This is a genomic window from Pseudomonas sp. PONIH3, from assembly GCF_002934345.1.
Taxonomy (GTDB): Bacteria; Pseudomonadota; Gammaproteobacteria; order Pseudomonadales; family Pseudomonadaceae; genus Aquipseudomonas; species Aquipseudomonas soli.
Window position 1 is genome coordinate 4,592,895 of sequence record NZ_CP026386.1, and the last position, 14,606, is coordinate 4,607,500.

Annotated in this window: 14 protein-coding genes (1 of these 14 only partly in view); 11 read left to right on the forward strand and 3 right to left on the reverse strand. The window is 64.1% G+C overall.

Annotation, left to right across the window (positions count from 1 at the left end; translation table 11 throughout):
* Positions 1–28 precede the first annotated feature (28 nt).
* The 3 genes from C3F42_RS21295 to C3F42_RS21305 are packed head-to-tail and all read left to right on the forward strand — an operon-like array spanning position 29 to position 2,685.
* Positions 29–1,012: an iron ABC transporter permease gene (locus C3F42_RS21295; RefSeq protein ID WP_177410856.1), complete on the forward strand. Its 984-nt coding sequence runs from the start codon at positions 29–31 to the stop codon at positions 1,010–1,012.
* Entirely contained in the window at positions 1,012–1,779 is a 768-nt protein-coding gene (locus C3F42_RS21300; protein ID WP_038706854.1) for a heme ABC transporter ATP-binding protein, read from the forward strand. Before C3F42_RS21295 ends, C3F42_RS21300 begins: the two co-directional genes overlap by 1 nt.
* 12 nt (positions 1,780–1,791) lie before the next feature.
* Positions 1,792–2,685 (forward strand): ChaN family lipoprotein, encoded by an 894-nt coding sequence (locus tag C3F42_RS21305; protein WP_094012262.1) that lies wholly within the window; start codon positions 1,792–1,794, stop codon positions 2,683–2,685.
* Positions 2,686–2,856: 171 nt separating this feature from the next.
* On the opposite strand, the gene C3F42_RS21310 is transcribed toward C3F42_RS21305, so the two are convergent.
* The 3 genes from C3F42_RS21310 to C3F42_RS21320 all read right to left on the reverse strand — a co-directional run bounded on the left by C3F42_RS21310 (position 2,857) and on the right by C3F42_RS21320 (position 5,421).
* Positions 2,857–3,141 carry a TfoX/Sxy family protein gene (locus C3F42_RS21310; protein ID WP_023631425.1) on the reverse strand — a complete coding sequence of 95 codons (285 nt, stop codon included), beginning with the start codon at positions 3,139–3,141 and terminating at the stop codon, positions 2,857–2,859.
* A 263-nt stretch (positions 3,142–3,404) separates the two neighbouring features.
* Positions 3,405–3,758, reverse strand: coding sequence for a pentapeptide repeat-containing protein (locus C3F42_RS21315; RefSeq protein WP_094012263.1), 354 nt, complete (start codon positions 3,756–3,758; stop codon positions 3,405–3,407).
* A gap of 100 nt (positions 3,759–3,858) precedes the next feature.
* The gene (locus tag C3F42_RS21320) at positions 3,859–5,421 is read right to left on the reverse strand and encodes a bifunctional aminoglycoside phosphotransferase/ATP-binding protein (RefSeq protein WP_094012264.1); all 1,563 of its coding nucleotides are present in this window, start codon (positions 5,419–5,421) and stop codon (positions 3,859–3,861) included.
* Between the two features lie 119 nt (positions 5,422–5,540).
* Between C3F42_RS21320 and mrcB the strand changes: the two genes are divergently transcribed.
* The 8 genes from mrcB to msrP form a co-directional block, all read left to right on the forward strand.
* On the forward strand, positions 5,541–7,862 hold the full coding sequence (mrcB, locus tag C3F42_RS21325) for a penicillin-binding protein 1B (protein ID WP_038706852.1): 2,322 nt from the start codon (positions 5,541–5,543) through the stop codon (positions 7,860–7,862).
* A gap of 26 nt (positions 7,863–7,888) precedes the next feature.
* On the forward strand, positions 7,889–8,668 hold the full coding sequence (locus tag C3F42_RS21330) for a M48 family metallopeptidase (RefSeq protein WP_046854095.1): 780 nt from the start codon (positions 7,889–7,891) through the stop codon (positions 8,666–8,668).
* On the forward strand, positions 8,665–8,997 hold the full coding sequence (locus tag C3F42_RS21335) for a YqcC family protein (RefSeq protein ID WP_104444868.1): 333 nt from the start codon (positions 8,665–8,667) through the stop codon (positions 8,995–8,997). The genes C3F42_RS21330 and C3F42_RS21335 overlap by 4 nt, the downstream gene beginning before the upstream one ends.
* A 407-nt stretch (positions 8,998–9,404) precedes the next feature.
* Positions 9,405–11,129 carry an acetolactate synthase 3 large subunit gene (locus C3F42_RS21340; RefSeq protein WP_094012269.1) on the forward strand — a complete coding sequence of 575 codons (1,725 nt, stop codon included), beginning with the start codon at positions 9,405–9,407 and terminating at the stop codon, positions 11,127–11,129.
* A gap of 1 nt (position 11,130) precedes the next feature.
* Positions 11,131–11,622, forward strand: coding sequence for an acetolactate synthase small subunit (ilvN, locus tag C3F42_RS21345; RefSeq protein WP_003250040.1), 492 nt, complete (start codon positions 11,131–11,133; stop codon positions 11,620–11,622).
* Positions 11,623–11,676: 54 nt separating this feature from the next.
* Complete coding sequence (gene ilvC / locus C3F42_RS21350; protein ID WP_038706849.1) at positions 11,677–12,693, forward strand: ketol-acid reductoisomerase; 1,017 nt, start codon at positions 11,677–11,679, stop codon at positions 12,691–12,693.
* A 150-nt stretch (positions 12,694–12,843) separates the two neighbouring features.
* Positions 12,844–13,695, forward strand: a complete 852-nt coding sequence (gene pssA / locus C3F42_RS21355; RefSeq protein WP_028691215.1) for a CDP-diacylglycerol--serine O-phosphatidyltransferase — start codon at positions 12,844–12,846, stop codon at positions 13,693–13,695.
* Between the two features lie 77 nt (positions 13,696–13,772).
* Positions 13,773–14,606, forward strand: the 5' portion of a protein-coding gene (gene msrP / locus C3F42_RS21360) for a protein-methionine-sulfoxide reductase catalytic subunit MsrP (RefSeq protein ID WP_104444869.1). It continues 180 nt past the right edge of the window; the window shows 834 of its 1,014 coding nt (coding positions 1–834); the start codon lies at positions 13,773–13,775; its stop codon lies beyond the right edge, outside the window.

The window sequence follows — 14,606 nt, forward strand, 5'->3', positions numbered from 1 at the left end:
GTTGTTCATTACCCTGGCCTTGCTGTGCCTGCTGGCGGTGTGGTTGTCGCTGGCGCTGGGGCCGGTCAGCCTGCCGCTGTTCGATACCCTGCGCGCCGGCCTGCGCCTGGTCGGGTTGCCGGTCAGCGGCGAGGGCCTGGAGCAGGCCGAGATGATCCTCGGCCAGATCCGCCTGCCGCGTACCCTGCTGGGGCTGGCGGTCGGCGCGGTGCTGGCATTGTCCGGCGTGGCGATGCAGGGGTTGTTCCGCAACCCGCTGGCCGATCCGGGGCTGGTCGGTGTCGCCAGCGGCGCCGCCCTGGGGGCCGCGGTGGCGATCGCCGGCGGCAGCTGGCTGGGCGGCATTCCTGACTGGTTCGCGCCTTATCTGTTGTCGTTGTGTGCCTTCGTCGGCGGTCTGGGCGTGACAGCGATGGTCTATCGCCTGGGGCGCCGCGACGGCCAGACCAACGTGGCGACCATGCTCCTGGCCGGTATCGCGATGACCGCGCTGGGCGGCTCGGCGGTGGGCCTGTTCACTTACCTGGCCGACGACGCCACCCTGCGCACCTTGACCTTCTGGAACCTGGGCAGCCTCAACGGCGCCAGCTACGAGCGGCTGTGGCCGTTGCTGCTGGTGGCGGCGGCCGTGGCCTTGTGGCTGCCGCGCCGGGCGCAGGCGCTCAACGCCTTGCTGCTAGGCGAGTCGGAGGCCCGGCACCTGGGTATCGAGGTAGAAAAGCTCAAGCGCGAGCTGGTGTTCTGCACCGCGCTCGGCGTGGGGGCGGCGGTCGCCGCGGCCGGCCTGATCGGCTTCATCGGCCTGGTGGTGCCGCACCTGGTGCGGCTGGTGGCGGGGCCGGATCATCGGGTGCTGCTGCCGGCTTCGTTGCTGGCGGGCGGTACCTTGCTGCTGTTCGCCGACCTGGTCGCGCGCCTGGCCCTGGCCCCGGCAGAGTTGCCGATCGGCATCGTCACCGCCTTTATCGGGGCGCCATTCTTCCTGTTCCTGCTGGTGAAGGTGCGCAACTGATGCTCGACGTCCAAGGGCTGTCTCTCAAACGTGGTGGCAGCCAGGTGCTGCACGACATCAACCTCACGTTGCGGCCAGGGCAGGTGCTAGGTGTGCTCGGGCCCAATGGCGCCGGCAAGAGCAGCCTGCTCGGCGTGCTGTGTGGCGAACTGGCGCCCACTGCCGGGCGCGTGCACCTCGAGGGCCTCGGGCTGGACGATTGGCCGGGCCAGGAGCGTGCCCGGCGCCTGGCGGTACTGCCGCAGGCGTCCAGCCTTGGCTTTGCCTTCAGTGTCGCGGAAGTGGTCGGTCTCGGCCGCCTGCCCCATGCCAGCGGCCGTCAGCGCGACCGGGAAATCGTCGAGGCGGCGCTGGCGGCGGCGGATGCTCAGCACCTGGTCGAGCGCAGCTACCTGGCGCTGTCCGGGGGGGAGCGCCAGCGCGTGCACCTGGCGCGGGTGCTGGCCCAGCTGTGGCCGGGCGAGCCCGGCACCACGCTGTTGCTGGATGAACCCACTTCTGCGCTGGACCCCCTGCATCAGCACACCACGCTGCAGGCGGTACGCAGTTTCGCCGACCGTGGCGCGTCGGTGCTGGTGATCCTGCATGACCTGAACCTGGCGGCGCGCTACTGTGACCATATTCTTTTGCTGGAGCAGGGCCGCGGCCATGCGCTGGGCACACCGCAACAAGTGCTGACTCCGACGGCGCTGCGGGCGGTGTTCGGCATCGACGTCCTGGTACAACCTCACCCGGAGCGCGGCCATCCGCTGATCATCACTCGCTAGGAGGCATTCGCCATGCGCCATCCCTTGCTGTCCGGCTTGTCCATCTGTTTGGCGCTGGCGCTCGGCGGTTGCCAGGCGAGCCTGCCGCCAGTGCCGGCCTGGCAGGGTACCGAAGGCCGCGACAACGTCCAGCTGGGGCAGATCATCGAGTTGTCCAGCGGCCAGGTATTGAGCCCCGGGCAACTGGTCCAGCGCCTGGCCAATGCGCCACGGGTGCTGGTGGGTGAAAAGCACGACAATCCCGACCACCACCGCTTGCAGCTGTGGTTGCTGCGCGCCCTGGAGAGCCGCCGCGCGCAGGGCAGCCTGCTGCTGGAAATGCTCGAGCCGCAACAGCAGGCGCTGGTCGATGCGCAGAAGGGCAAGGCATCGCCTGCAGCCGACCTGCCGAAGGCGCTGGCCTGGCAGCCTGGCTGGGATTGGACGCTGTACGGGCCTATCGTGCGCGAGGCCCTTGGCCAGCCATACCCGCTACTGGCGGCGAACCTGTCGCCCGATGAAATCCGCCAGGCCTATCGCCAGCCGGCGACACCACCTGGCGACCGCTCCAATGCGCCGGCAGTGGTGCAGGCGCTGCTGGCTCAGGTGCGTGCCGGCCACTGCAACCTGCTGCCGGAAAGCCAGCTACCGGCGATGCTGGCGGTGCAGCAGCAGCGTGACCGGCGCATCGCCGAGCGCTTGCTGGCCGCGCCGCAGCCGGCGCTGTTGCTCACCGGCAGCTACCATGCGCGCAAGGATCTCGGCGTGCCGCTGCACCTGGCCGACCTCGACGCCAAGTCTGAAGACAAAGTGCTGTTGCTGGCGGAAGTGGGGGAAACGGTCGAGCCGGCCATGGCTGACTTCGTCTGGTACACCCCGGCGACACCGGAGCAGGACTACTGCGCCCAGCTGCGCAAGGGCCACTGAATCGCAGGCAAAAAAAGACCCGGCAAAAAGCCGGGTCAATAACCGTGATTAGCCTGATGAGGAGATAATCTGAGCGTCCGAACCAGGGAGCATTCAGGTTACCCAACCGGTCTCGCGACCAGTTGTGATAATCATAACGATTCTCATTTCGTAGTCAATGCCTTTCCGAGATTAATTTTCGTTCTTCTGGGATGGGGGTTGGCACTTGGCATCGAGCTGCTGGTTCAACGCCTGTTTGCGTTCGACCGGCAGGTCATTCCAGTGCATGTCTAGCAGGGCGCCCTCGATGGCATACAACAACACCTTCGAAGCCCGGAAACCTCGCGTTCTCACAGCCTGATAGGCACCCACCGCGCCGAGCCGGCGCAGGTCCGATGCACTGTGGATGCCGACAGCATGCAGCCATTGCGCGGAGGTTTTGCCAAGGTTTTTCAGATGCTGCAATTCATCGTTCATCGAGCCTCCTTGCGATGGCTGAACGGGTCGTGGGGATAAATCGCGAGCAGGTCAATGAGGAGTGTAGCGGGGGTTATGGATTACGCGGCCTTTTGCCATCGGCGCCGACGGGATGCAATACGGTTGCGGGACCTTGGGCTTCGTTGGGGCGGGCTTGCCCGGCGATGGCGATAGCAGGGGCTGACGCTATCGCGGGGCAAGCCCGCCCCCAAGTGTGTCCGATCCACAAGGTTCGTGGCCACCGCCTTGTGCAGGCCGGACGCTTACCCTTGGCGTGGGCTGCGATAACGCATCCGTGTCCCGAACTTCACCGACATCAGGATCTCGTCGGCGCTCAGCTCGGCCGGGAAATACGTCCCGGAGATCTGCGCATGGGCCAGGCTCGCCCCTTCCAGGCCGTTTTCCCGCAGGTCCAGCCCGCGCAGGTCGGCGGCACGGAAGTAGGCGTCGGCAAAGTCGATGCCGCGTACATCCAGATCGCGCAGGTCGAGGCCGCGGAAATCACCGCCGCGAAAGTCGATCGGCGCATCACTGGGCTTCTCGCGGTTGAACGCCGCGATCTTCTCGTCGCGGATCATCGAGTACAGGACGTTGTCCAGCTGACGGGGCTGATTCATGGCGGCGCCTCCTCCGTGGGGTGTGATGATATTGTAATGACATCACTGGAGAGGCGCCGGACTTCAGGCGTGAACTGTCGACTGCTTCACGCCTGATGGCTCAAAAACCGGGGAAATGCTGGCGGATCTGTTCGATCAACTGGTCCATGCTGGCGCTTTCCTGGGTGTTCACCCGCTTGCTGTGCTTTTGCTCCTCGGCATCGAGCGGATCGCGTGTCGCTTGTTGCGCCTTGACCACCTCCAGGGTGGCGTCCGACGGGTCGATGGCCTCGGCCTGGCGTTGCGCCAGCCAGCTGGCGATCACTGCGTCCGGGGCCTGGCAGTCGAGGATCAGGAACGGCACGCCGGTCTCGCTGGCGACCTCGGCCGCGGCCTTGCGCTGCTCATGCTTGAGGTAGGTGGCGTCGAGCACCACCGGGAACCCGGCGTGCAGGATGATCTCTGCAAGTTCGTGCAGACGCTGGTAGGTGGCAACGCTGGCCTGCTTGTCGTAGATGCCGGCCTCCAGATGACCGGCATCGGCCACCGATTGCTTGCCGAACAGGCGCTTGCGCTCCACGTCCGAACGCACGCGGACTGCGCCCAGGGCTTCGACCAGGCGCATGGCCACGTGGCTCTTGCCCACTGCCGAGACGCCCTGGGTGATGGCCAGCAGGCGCGAAGGGATGGCGCTGTAGCTTTCGGCCAGGTTGGCATAGTTGCGGTAGGTACGCAGGGTGGTGGCGCGCTGCACGCCGTCCGCCTCGGCCGGCATGCTGAACAGCGCGACCTTGGCCCGCACCAGTGCGCGGTAGGCCTTGTAGAAGTTCAGCAACTCCAGGCCCTGGTAGTCGCCGGTGAGCTCCAGGTACTGGCTGACGAAACGCCGCGACAGGCACTTCAGGCCGCGGTCCTCGAGGTCCATGGCCAGGAAGCCGACGTCGGCGTAGACGTCGGTCAGGCGGAAGGGTTCGTTGAACTCGATGCAGTCGAAGATCACCACCTTGCCGTCGATCAGGGTGGCGTTGCCCAGATGGATGTCACCGTGGCATTCGCGAATGAAACCATTGGCCTTGCGCGCTTCCAGCAGACCGTGCAGGCGCTTGAAGCTGTCCTGGGCCCAGGCTTGCAGTGCATCGAGCTGCTGCAGGTCGGCCTTGTCGCTGAGGAACGGGCGGATCTGTTCGAAGTTCTGTTCCACCGGCGCCATGACCGCGTCCGGGGTGCCCAGCGGGTGCTCGACCGGCACCTTGGGCGCCTGCAGGTGGAACTCGGCGATCTGCCGCGCCATCTGGTCGATATGCCCGGCATTCAGCTCGCCGTTGGCCTGAAGGGTGCTGAGCATCTGGCCCTGGGGGAACTGGCGCATCTTCAGCGCGTACTCGATCGCCGGGCCTTCGCCGCCGATCTGCGGCGCTTCGACGCTACCGGTGATCGGCAGCACTTCCAGGTACAGACCTTCGGTCAGGCGCTGGTTCAGGCGCAGCTCTTCGTTGCAAAAATGCCCGCGCTGGTCGAGGCCGGTGAAGTCGAGGAAGCCGAAGTTCATCGGCTTCTTGATCTTGTAGGCAAACTCGCCGGTGAGCAGGACCCAGGAGATATGCGTCTCGATGAGCTCGAAGCCCGCAACCGGGTGCGGATAGAGGGCGGGGTTCTGCAGCGCGCTGATCAGGGCTTGGCTCACGGATCATCCTTTAAGGGGGTCAGGGAATTCGAATCGAACATTATGGTCAATGGTGCCGTCCCTGCAAACCGCCGAGGGGCGCCTGCCTCCCTTTTCCAATGTGCGTATAATCCGCCGCCATGACTCGTACCCGAAATTCCCGCACCCCAAAAAAACGCCCGACCGGCCGCGCCCGTGCCTGGCTGGGCTGGGCGCTCAAGCTCAGCCTGGTCGGCCTGGTACTGATAGCCGGCTTCGCGGTCTACCTCGACGCCACTGTCCAGGAGAAGTTCTCCGGCAAGCGCTGGACCATCCCGGCCAAGGTGTATGCCCGGCCGCTGGAGCTGTTCGTCGGCCAGAAACTGAGCCGCAACGACTTCCTCACCGAGCTCGATGCCCTCGGCTACCGTCGGGAAAGCGCGGCCAACGGCCCGGGCGCGGCGTCGGTCAATGGCAACACCGTCGACCTAAATACCCGTGGCTTCCAGTTCTACGAGGGCATGGAACCGGCGCAGTTCGTGCGCGTGCGCTTCTCCGGCGATTATGTCGCGGGCCTCAGCGGCGCAAATGGCGGCAAGCTCGACGTGGTGCGCCTTGAGCCGCTGATGATCGGCGGCATCTACCCGAAGAATCTCGAAGACCGCATCCTGATCAAGATCGATCAGGTGCCGCCGTATCTGGTGGAAACCCTGATCGCCACCGAGGACCGCGACTTCTACAGCCACTTCGGTGTGTCGCCCAAGTCCATCGCCCGCGCGGTGTGGGTCAACACTTCGTCCGGCGCCATGCGCCAGGGCGGCAGTACCCTGACCCAGCAGTTGGTGAAGAACTTCTTCCTCACCAACGAGCGCAGTCTCAGCCGCAAGCTGACCGAAGCGATGATGTCGCTGCTCCTGGAAGTGCACTATGACAAGCACGAGATCCTCGAGGCCTACCTGAACGAAGTGTTCATCGGACAGGACGGCCAGCGCGCCGTGCACGGCTTCGGTCTGGCCAGCCAGTTCTTCTTCAGCCAGCCGCTGCAGGAGCTCAAGCTGCACCAGATCGCCCTGCTGGTGGGCATGGTCAAGGGCCCGTCATACTACAACCCGCGCCGCCACCCCGAGCGCGCCCTGCAGCGGCGCAACCTGGTGCTCGACCTGCTCGCCGAGCAAGGCGTGGCCACTCAGGACGTGGTCGACGCGGCGAAGAAGATGCCCCTGGGCGTGACCAAGCGCGGCAGCCTGGCCGACAGCTCGTTCCCGGCCTTCCTCGATCTGGTCAAGCGTCAGCTGCGCCAGGACTACCGCGACGAAGACTTGACCGAAGAAGGCCTGCGCATCTTCACCAGTTTCGACCCGATCCTGCAGATGAAGGCCGAAACCGCCATGAGCGAGACCTTCAAACGCCTGGCCGGGCGCAAGGGCGCCGACGAAGTCGAGTCGGCGATGGTCGTCACCAACCCGGAAACCGGTGAGGTGCAGGCGCTGATCGGCAGCCGCCAGTCGGGCTTCGCCGGTTTCAACCGCGCCATCGATGCAGTGCGGCCGATCGGTTCGCTGGTCAAGCCGGCGGTCTACCTGACTGCGCTGGAACAGCCGAGCAAGTTCACCCTCACCAGCTGGGTGCAGGACGAGCCGTTCTCGGTCAAAGGCGCCGATGGCCAGGTATGGCGGCCGCAGAACTACGACCGCCGGCCCCATGGCACCATCTACCTGTACCAGGGCCTGGCCAACTCCTACAACCTGTCCACCGCCAAGCTGGGCCTTGAAGTGGGCGTGCCCAACGTGATCAAGACCATCGCCCGGCTCGGCGTGCAGGTCGACTGGCAGGCGTTCCCGTCGATGCTGCTGGGCGCCGGCGGCATGTCGCCGATGCAGGTGGCGACCATGTACCAGACCATCGCCAACGGCGGCTTCAATACGCCGATGCGCGGCATCCGCAGCGTGCTCACCGCCGAAGGCGAGCCGCTCAAGCGCTACCCGTTCCAGATCCAGCAGACCTTCGACCCGGGCTCGATCTACCTGGTGCAGAACGCCATGCAGCGGGTGATGCGGGAAGGTACCGGGCGCTCGGTGTACAGCACGCTGCCGAGCTCGCTGACCCTGGCTGGCAAGACCGGCACCAGCAACGACTCGCGCGACAGCTGGTTCTCCGGTTTCAGCCAGGACCTGCTGGCGGTGGTCTGGCTGGGCCGCGACGACAACGGCAAGACGCCGTTCACCGGTGCCACCGGCGCGTTGCAGGTGTGGACCAGCTTCATGAAGAAGGCCGACCCGCTGCCGCTGGACATGCCGCAGCCGGACAACGTGGTGCAGGCCTGGATCGACCCTTACAGCGGCCAGGGTTCCGACGGCAGCTGTCCGGGAGCGGTGCAGATGCCGTATATTCGCGGCAGTGAACCGCCCGCAGGCGCCGCCTGTGGCGGCGAGCAAAACCCGGCCGAACAGGTGATGGACTGGGTCAAGGGCTGGATGAATTGAGCGCGAGCTTCTGAAGAGGGTGTGAAGTGAACAAGTGGTGGATTCCTGCCGTGGCGGCAGTGACCGTTCTGCACGGCTGTGCCAGCGTCCCGCGTGGCAACATTCCGGTGGTCGATTCGAGCACCCGGGTCTCCAACAGCGAGCGCGTCTCGGCCAACCGCACGTCGGCCTATCCGACCAGCGGCGGCAGCAGCCAGGCCCAGTCATTGCCGGAAGACTCCGGCGTCACCGTGATGATCCCGCAGGGGACAGGCGGCGCGCCGATCCAGTCGTTCCCGGCAGGCACCGGGCCTGCGCCGATCAGCACCGGCCCGATCACCCCGGGCCCGGTCAGCAGCGGGCCGATCACGACCAATCCCAACCCGATTGCCGACGAACCGTTCGACATCGCCTCGATGAGCAACCCGGCGCCGGTGACCAGTGCCCCGACTGGTATCCCGCGTGGCAACGCCTCCAGTGGCGGCCTGTCGGCCGACGAGCAGCTCGACGGCCCGGTGCTGGCCTTGCTCACCACTGCCCAGCAGCAGCAGGGTAGCGGCGACTTCAACGGCGCCGCGTCGAGCCTGGAGCGTGCCCAGCGCATTGCCCCGCGTGAGCCGCAGGTGCTGTTCCGCCTGGCCCAGGTGCGCCTGTCCCAGGGCGATGCGGCGCAGTCCGAGCAACTGGCGCGCCGTGCCCTGACCTACGCCAACGGTCGCCCAGACCTGCAGGCCCAGCTGTGGAACACCATCGCCCAGGCCCGTGAAAAGCAGGGTGACAGTGCAGGGGCGGCCCTGGCGCGGCAGAAGGCGCGGGTCAACCTGTGATGGAACAGCGCATTCTCGATATCGCCGACCAACTGCTGCTGATCGAGCAGGAGCTCAAGGTCCAGGGCTGGTGGAGCGACGCCACCCCCAGTGCCGAGGCGTTGGCCAGCGTGGAGCCGTTCGCGGTGGACCGCATGAGCTTCGAGCAGTGGCTGCAGTGGATCTTCCTGCCGCGCATGAAGCTGATCCTCGAGCACAGGCATCCGTTGCCCAACGCCTCGGGCATCCTGGTGATGGCCGAGACGGTGTTCGTCGACCGCCCGGAACAAAGCCGCGAGCTACGGCGTTTGCTCGCAACTTTCGACCAATTGATCGCGCCTTGCGCCTGATTTCTACCGTTTTTCCTTCAAGGGCCGCAGATTGTGGCCCTTTTTTATGGAAATCTTATTTTTCCTGCTGCTGCTCGCGCCATTAGTGGTGGTGAGAATTCATCTTGAAGAAAAATTGGCAATAATTTCTCTTGACTTGTGAGCGCCGAATCACAAGAATCCAGATTCCGCTGTAGAGGGACTGCCAGAAGCAGACCCGCTAAGCAGATCATGAGGCGCACACCCGCGCCGACTTGTAACACCCCGCAACGCGTTACCTCGCGCTGGGTGGGAAGGCCCGCAACACACCAGGGTATTCCCAATACTTGCTCAGTCAGTGCTGACGTTCGCTCATGCTCTGCTTGGCAGTAAACCTAATAAGACCCGCTCAGTGAGGGCGGTATTCTGGCGTTTTAGAGGTGAACAACGTGGAGCTCTTATCCGGCGCTGAAATGGTCGTCCGCTTTTTGCGCGACGAAGGCGTTAAGCACATCTACGGGTACCCTGGCGGTGCTCTCCTTCATGTTTACGATGCCTTGTTCAAGGAACCGGAAGTCCAGCACATCCTGGTTCGTCACGAGCAGGCTGCCACCCATATGGCGGACGGTTACGCCCGTGCCACCGGCAAGGCCGGCGTGGTACTGGTGACTTCCGGCCCAGGCGCGACCAATGCCATCACCGGCATTGCCACCGCCTACATGGATTCCATCCCGATGGTCATCCTGTCTGGCCAGGTGCCCAGCACCATGGTCGGCACCGATGCGTTCCAGGAAACCGACATGATCGGTATCTCCCGGCCGATCGTGAAGCATAGCTTCATGGTCAAGCACGCCTCGGAAATCCCCGAAGTCCTGAAAAAAGCCTTCTATCTGGCGCAGTCCGGCCGTCCCGGCCCGGTCGTGGTCGACATTCCAAAAGATATGACCAACCCGGCCGAGAAGTTCGAGTACATCTACCCGAAAAAGGTCAAGCTGCGTTCCTATAGTCCGGCCCTGCGCGGCCATTCCGGGCAGATCCGCAAGGCAGCCGAAATGCTCCTCGCGGCCAAGCGCCCGGTGGTCTACTCCGGTGGCGGCGTGATTCTCGGCGGTGGCTCCGAAGCCCTGACCGAAATCGCCAAGTCGTTGAACCTGCCGGTCACCAACACCCTCATGGGCCTTGGTGGCTTCCCAGGCACCGACCGCCAGTTCCTCGGCATGCTCGGCATGCACGGCAGCTACACCGCCAACCTGGCCATGCACAACGCCGACGTGATCTTCGCTGTCGGTGTGCGTTTCGACGACCGCGTGGTCAACGGCCCGGCCAAGTTCTGCCCGAACGCCAAGATCATCCACATCGACATCGACCCGGCGTCGATCTCGAAGATGATCAAGGCCGACGTGCCGATCGTCGGTCCGGTCGAGAGCGTGTTGAGCGAAATGCTCGGCATCCTCAAGGAAATCGGCGAGCAGCCCGACAAGGCGGCGCTCGATGCCTGGTGGAAGCAGATCGACGAATGGCGTGGCGACGGCGAGCTGTTCCCCTACGACAAGGGCGACGGCAACATCATCAAGCCGCAACAGGTCATCGAGACCCTGTGCGAAGTGACCAAGGGCGATGCCTTCGTCACCTCCGACGTGGGCCAGCACCAGATGTTCGCGGCGCAGTACTATCGCTTCAACAAACCCAACCGCTGGATCAACTCCGGTGGCCTGGGCACCATGGGCTTCGGTTTCCCGGCGGCCATGGGCATCAAGCTCAACTTCCCCGACCAGGACGTGGCCTGCGTTACCGGTGAAGGCAGCATCCAGATGAACATCCAGGAGCTGTCCACCTGCATGCAGTACGGCCTGCCGGTGAAGATCGTCAACCTGAACAACGGTGTGCTGGGCATGGTTCGCCAATGGCAGGACATGTCCTACAACGGTCGCCACTCGCATTCCTATGTCGAGTCGCTGCCGGACTTCGTCAAGCTGGCCGAGGCCTATGGCCATGTGGGCATGCGCATCACCAGCCTGAAAGACCTCAAGCCGAAACTGGAAGAGGCTTTCGCGATGAAGGACCGCCTGGTGTTCATCGACATCGCGGTCGACCGGACCGAGCACGTCTATCCGATGCAGATCAAGGACGGCTCGATGCGTGACATGTGGCTGAGCAAGACGGAGCGTACCTGACATGCGGCACATCATCTCCCTGCTGCTGGAAAACGAACCCGGTGCCTTGTCTCGCGTGGTCGGCTTGTTCTCCCAGCGCAACTACAACATTGAAAGCCTGACCGTGGCGCCGACCGAAGACCCGACCCTGTCGCGTCTGACGCTGACCACCGTTGGCCATGACGAAGTGATCGAACAGATCACCAAGAACCTCAACAAGCTGGTCGAAGTGGTCAAGCTTGTCGACCTGTCGGAAAGCGCCCACATCGAGCGCGAACTGATGCTGGTCAAGGTCAAGGCCACGGGTGCCCAGCGCGCCGAGATCAAGCGCACCACGGATATCTTCCGTGGCCAGATCGTCGACGTGACCGCCAGCGTGTACACCGTGCAGCTGAGCGGCACCAGCGACAAACTGGACAGCTTCATCCAGGCCATCGGCACCGCATCGATTCTCGAAACCGTGCGCAGTGGCGTCACCGGCATTGCCCGTGGCGACAAAGTGCTCAGCATCTAACTTCAAAAATAGCGATGGCTCCGCAGGGGCCGAGATATAACCAGGGGTATTTTCATGAAAGTTTTCTACGACAAAGACTGCGACCTCTCCATCATCCAGGGCAAGAAAGTCGCCATCATCGGCTACGGCTCCCAGGGTCACGCCCAGGCGTGCAACCTGAAGGACTCCGGTGTGGACGTTACCGTCGGTCTGCGTAAAGGTTCGGCCACCGTTGCCAAGGCTGAAGCCCACGGCCTGAAAGTGGCCGACGTGGCCAGCGCCGTCGCTGCCGCCGACCTGGTCATGATCCTGACCCCGGACGAGTTCCAGGGCCAGCTGTACAAGAACGAGATCGAGCCGAACATCAAGAAGGGCGCCACCCTGGCCTTCTCCCACGGCTTCTCGATCCACTACAACCAGGTCGTGCCGCGTGCCGACCTCGACGTGATCATGATCGCGCCGAAGGCCCCGGGCCACACCGTGCGTTCCGAGTTCGTCAAAGGCGGCGGCATCCCTGACCTGATCGCCATCTACCAGGACGCTTCGGGCAACGCCAAGAATGTCGCCCTGTCCTACGCCGCTGGCGTCGGTGGCGGCCGTACCGGCATCATCGAAACCACCTTCAAGGACGAGACCGAAACCGACCTGTTCGGTGAGCAGGCCGTTCTCTGCGGCGGTACCGTCGAGCTGGTCAAGGCCGGTTTCGAAACCCTGGTCGAAGCGGGCTACGCCCCGGAAATGGCCTACTTCGAGTGCCTGCACGAGCTGAAGCTGATCGTTGACCTCATGTACGAAGGCGGCATCGCCAACATGAACTACTCGATCTCCAACAACGCCGAGTACGGTGAGTACGTCACCGGCCCTGAAGTCATCAACGAAGAATCCCGCAAGGCCATGCGCAACGCTCTGAAGCGCATCCAGGACGGCGAGTACGCGAAGATGTTCATCAGCGAAGGCGCCACCAACTATCCTTCGATGACCGCCAAGCGCCGCAACAACGCCGCTCATGGCATCGAGATCATCGGCGAGCAGCTGCGTTCGATGATGCCGTGGATCTCGGCCAACAAGATCGTCGACAAGACCAAGAACTGAGTCTTGCGTCGATAATGAAAAACGCGGCTTCGGCCGCGTTTTTTCGTTTGCGCGGTCAGCTTCTGGTATAAAGCGACCAGTGGCTCGCTGTCAGAACCGTTTTGCAGAGCCCATGTCGAACATATTCCACCCTGTTGCAAGGTACTTTTCATGAGCGAACGTCCCGAAGAGCCGAACAAGCCCTCCGACGCCGAAAGCCTGCTACCTGTCGATGAGCACGTTGAAGAAGGCCACGACGCCGAAGGGCGCAAGGTGCGTCACCGCGGTATCTATCTGCTGCCCAACCTGTTCACCACCGCGAACCTGTTCGCCGGCTTCTATTCCATCATCAGCTCGATGAGCGCGCAGAGCGCCCTGAGCGCGGGTGATCCACGCGAGGCGAGCAAGTACTTCGCCTTCGCCGCCATCGCCATCTTCGTCGCCATGGTCCTCGACGGCCTCGACGGCCGCGTGGCGCGCATGACCAATACGCAAAGCGCCTTCGGTGCTGAGTACGACTCGCTGTCGGACATGGTCGCCTTCGGCGTGGCCCCGGCGCTGCTGGCGTTCGGCTGGGCCCTGGGCGACATGGGCAAGGTCGGCTGGATGGTCGCCTTCATCTATGTGGCCGGCGCGGCCCTGCGCCTGGCGCGCTTCAATACTCAGGTCGGCACCGCCGACAAACGTTACTTCATCGGCCTGGCCAGCCCGGCGGCGGCCGGCGTGGTGGCCGGTACCGTCTGGGCGTTCAGCGACTACGGCATCCAGGGTTCCAAGCTGTCGTTCCTGGTGGCGCTGCTGGTGGCGGCCGCCGGCATGCTGATGGTCAGCAACATCAAGTACAACAGCTTCAAGGAGCTCGACCTCAAGGGCCGCGTGCCCTTTGTCGCGATCCTCGCCGTGGTGCTGGTGTTTGCCGTGGTGTTCAGCGATCCGCCGCGCATCCTGCTGCTGATCTTCCTCGCCTATGCTGCTTCGGGGCCGATCCAGTTCCTGTTGCGGGCGCGCCGTCGCAAATCCTGACAAGGATTTAATCGCGGAATAACCTGCCGGCTCCATAGTCTTACGTGTACATCAGTTACCCGTACTGTGGAGCCGCCATGCTCATCAAGCTTCCCCGATCCAGCGACTGCAAGTCGTCCGAGATCACCCCCGAAAGTTTCTACCTCTCCCGTCGCAAGCTGCTGGGCGCCAGCCTTGCAGGTGCAGCCCTGGGCGCCTTGCCTCGGTTGGGCGCCGCGGCGGAGGTTTCCCGCTATGCCGATGTCGAGGCGGGCAGCGCGCCTCGCTGGTTCAGCGACAAGCTCGGCGCCACGCGCTGGCAGGCGGTCACCGTCAACGGCGAAGCCATCACGCCGTTCAAGGACGCGACCCACTACAACAACTTCTATGAGTTCGGGCCCGACAAGGGCGACCCGGCGGCCAATGCCGGCAGCCTGAAGACCGAGCCGTGGAGCCTGGTGGTGGATGGCGAAGTGGCCAAGCCCGGGCGTTATGCGCTGGAGGACTTCGTCAAACCGTACCAGCTCGAGGAGCGCATCTATCGCCTGCGCTGCGTGGAGGCCTGGTCGATGGTGATTCCCTGGCTGGGCTTCCCGTTGGCCGAGGTGCTCAAGCAGGTCGAGCCAACCTCCAAGGCGCGCTATATCCGTTTCGAAACCCTGGAAGACCCCAAGCGCATGCCTGGGCAGCGCTCCGGCTTCGCCCTGATCGACTGGCCCTATGTGGAAGGGCTGCGTCTGGATGAGGCGATGAACCCGCTGGCGATCCTGGCGGTGGGCATGTATGGCCGTGAACTGCCCAACCAGAACGGCGCGCCGCTACGCCTGGTGGTGCCATGGAAGTACGGCTTCAAGAGCATCAAGTCGATCGTGCGCATCAGCCTGGTGGCGGAGCAGCCTGCGACTACCTGGCAGGGGTTGGCGCCGGACGAG

Bases quoted from the DNA above. Each gene is read 5' to 3' on its own strand.
- pssA (WP_028691215.1), top strand. From the start codon at position 12,844: ATGAGCGAACGTCCCGAAGAGCCGAACAAGCCCTCCGACGCCGAAAGC.
- C3F42_RS21305 (WP_094012262.1), top strand. From the start codon at position 1,792: ATGCGCCATCCCTTGCTGTCCGGCTTGTCCATCTGTTTGGCGCTGGCG.
- C3F42_RS21300 (WP_038706854.1), top strand. From the start codon at position 1,012: ATGCTCGACGTCCAAGGGCTGTCTCTCAAACGTGGTGGCAGCCAGGTG.
- ilvN (WP_003250040.1), top strand. From the start codon at position 11,131: ATGCGGCACATCATCTCCCTGCTGCTGGAAAACGAACCCGGTGCCTTG.
- C3F42_RS21310 (WP_023631425.1), bottom strand. From the start codon at position 3,141: ATGAACGATGAATTGCAGCATCTGAAAAACCTTGGCAAAACCTCCGCG.
- C3F42_RS21315 (WP_094012263.1), bottom strand. From the start codon at position 3,758: ATGAATCAGCCCCGTCAGCTGGACAACGTCCTGTACTCGATGATCCGC.
- ilvC (WP_038706849.1), top strand. From the start codon at position 11,677: ATGAAAGTTTTCTACGACAAAGACTGCGACCTCTCCATCATCCAGGGC.
- mrcB (WP_038706852.1), top strand. From the start codon at position 5,541: ATGACTCGTACCCGAAATTCCCGCACCCCAAAAAAACGCCCGACCGGC.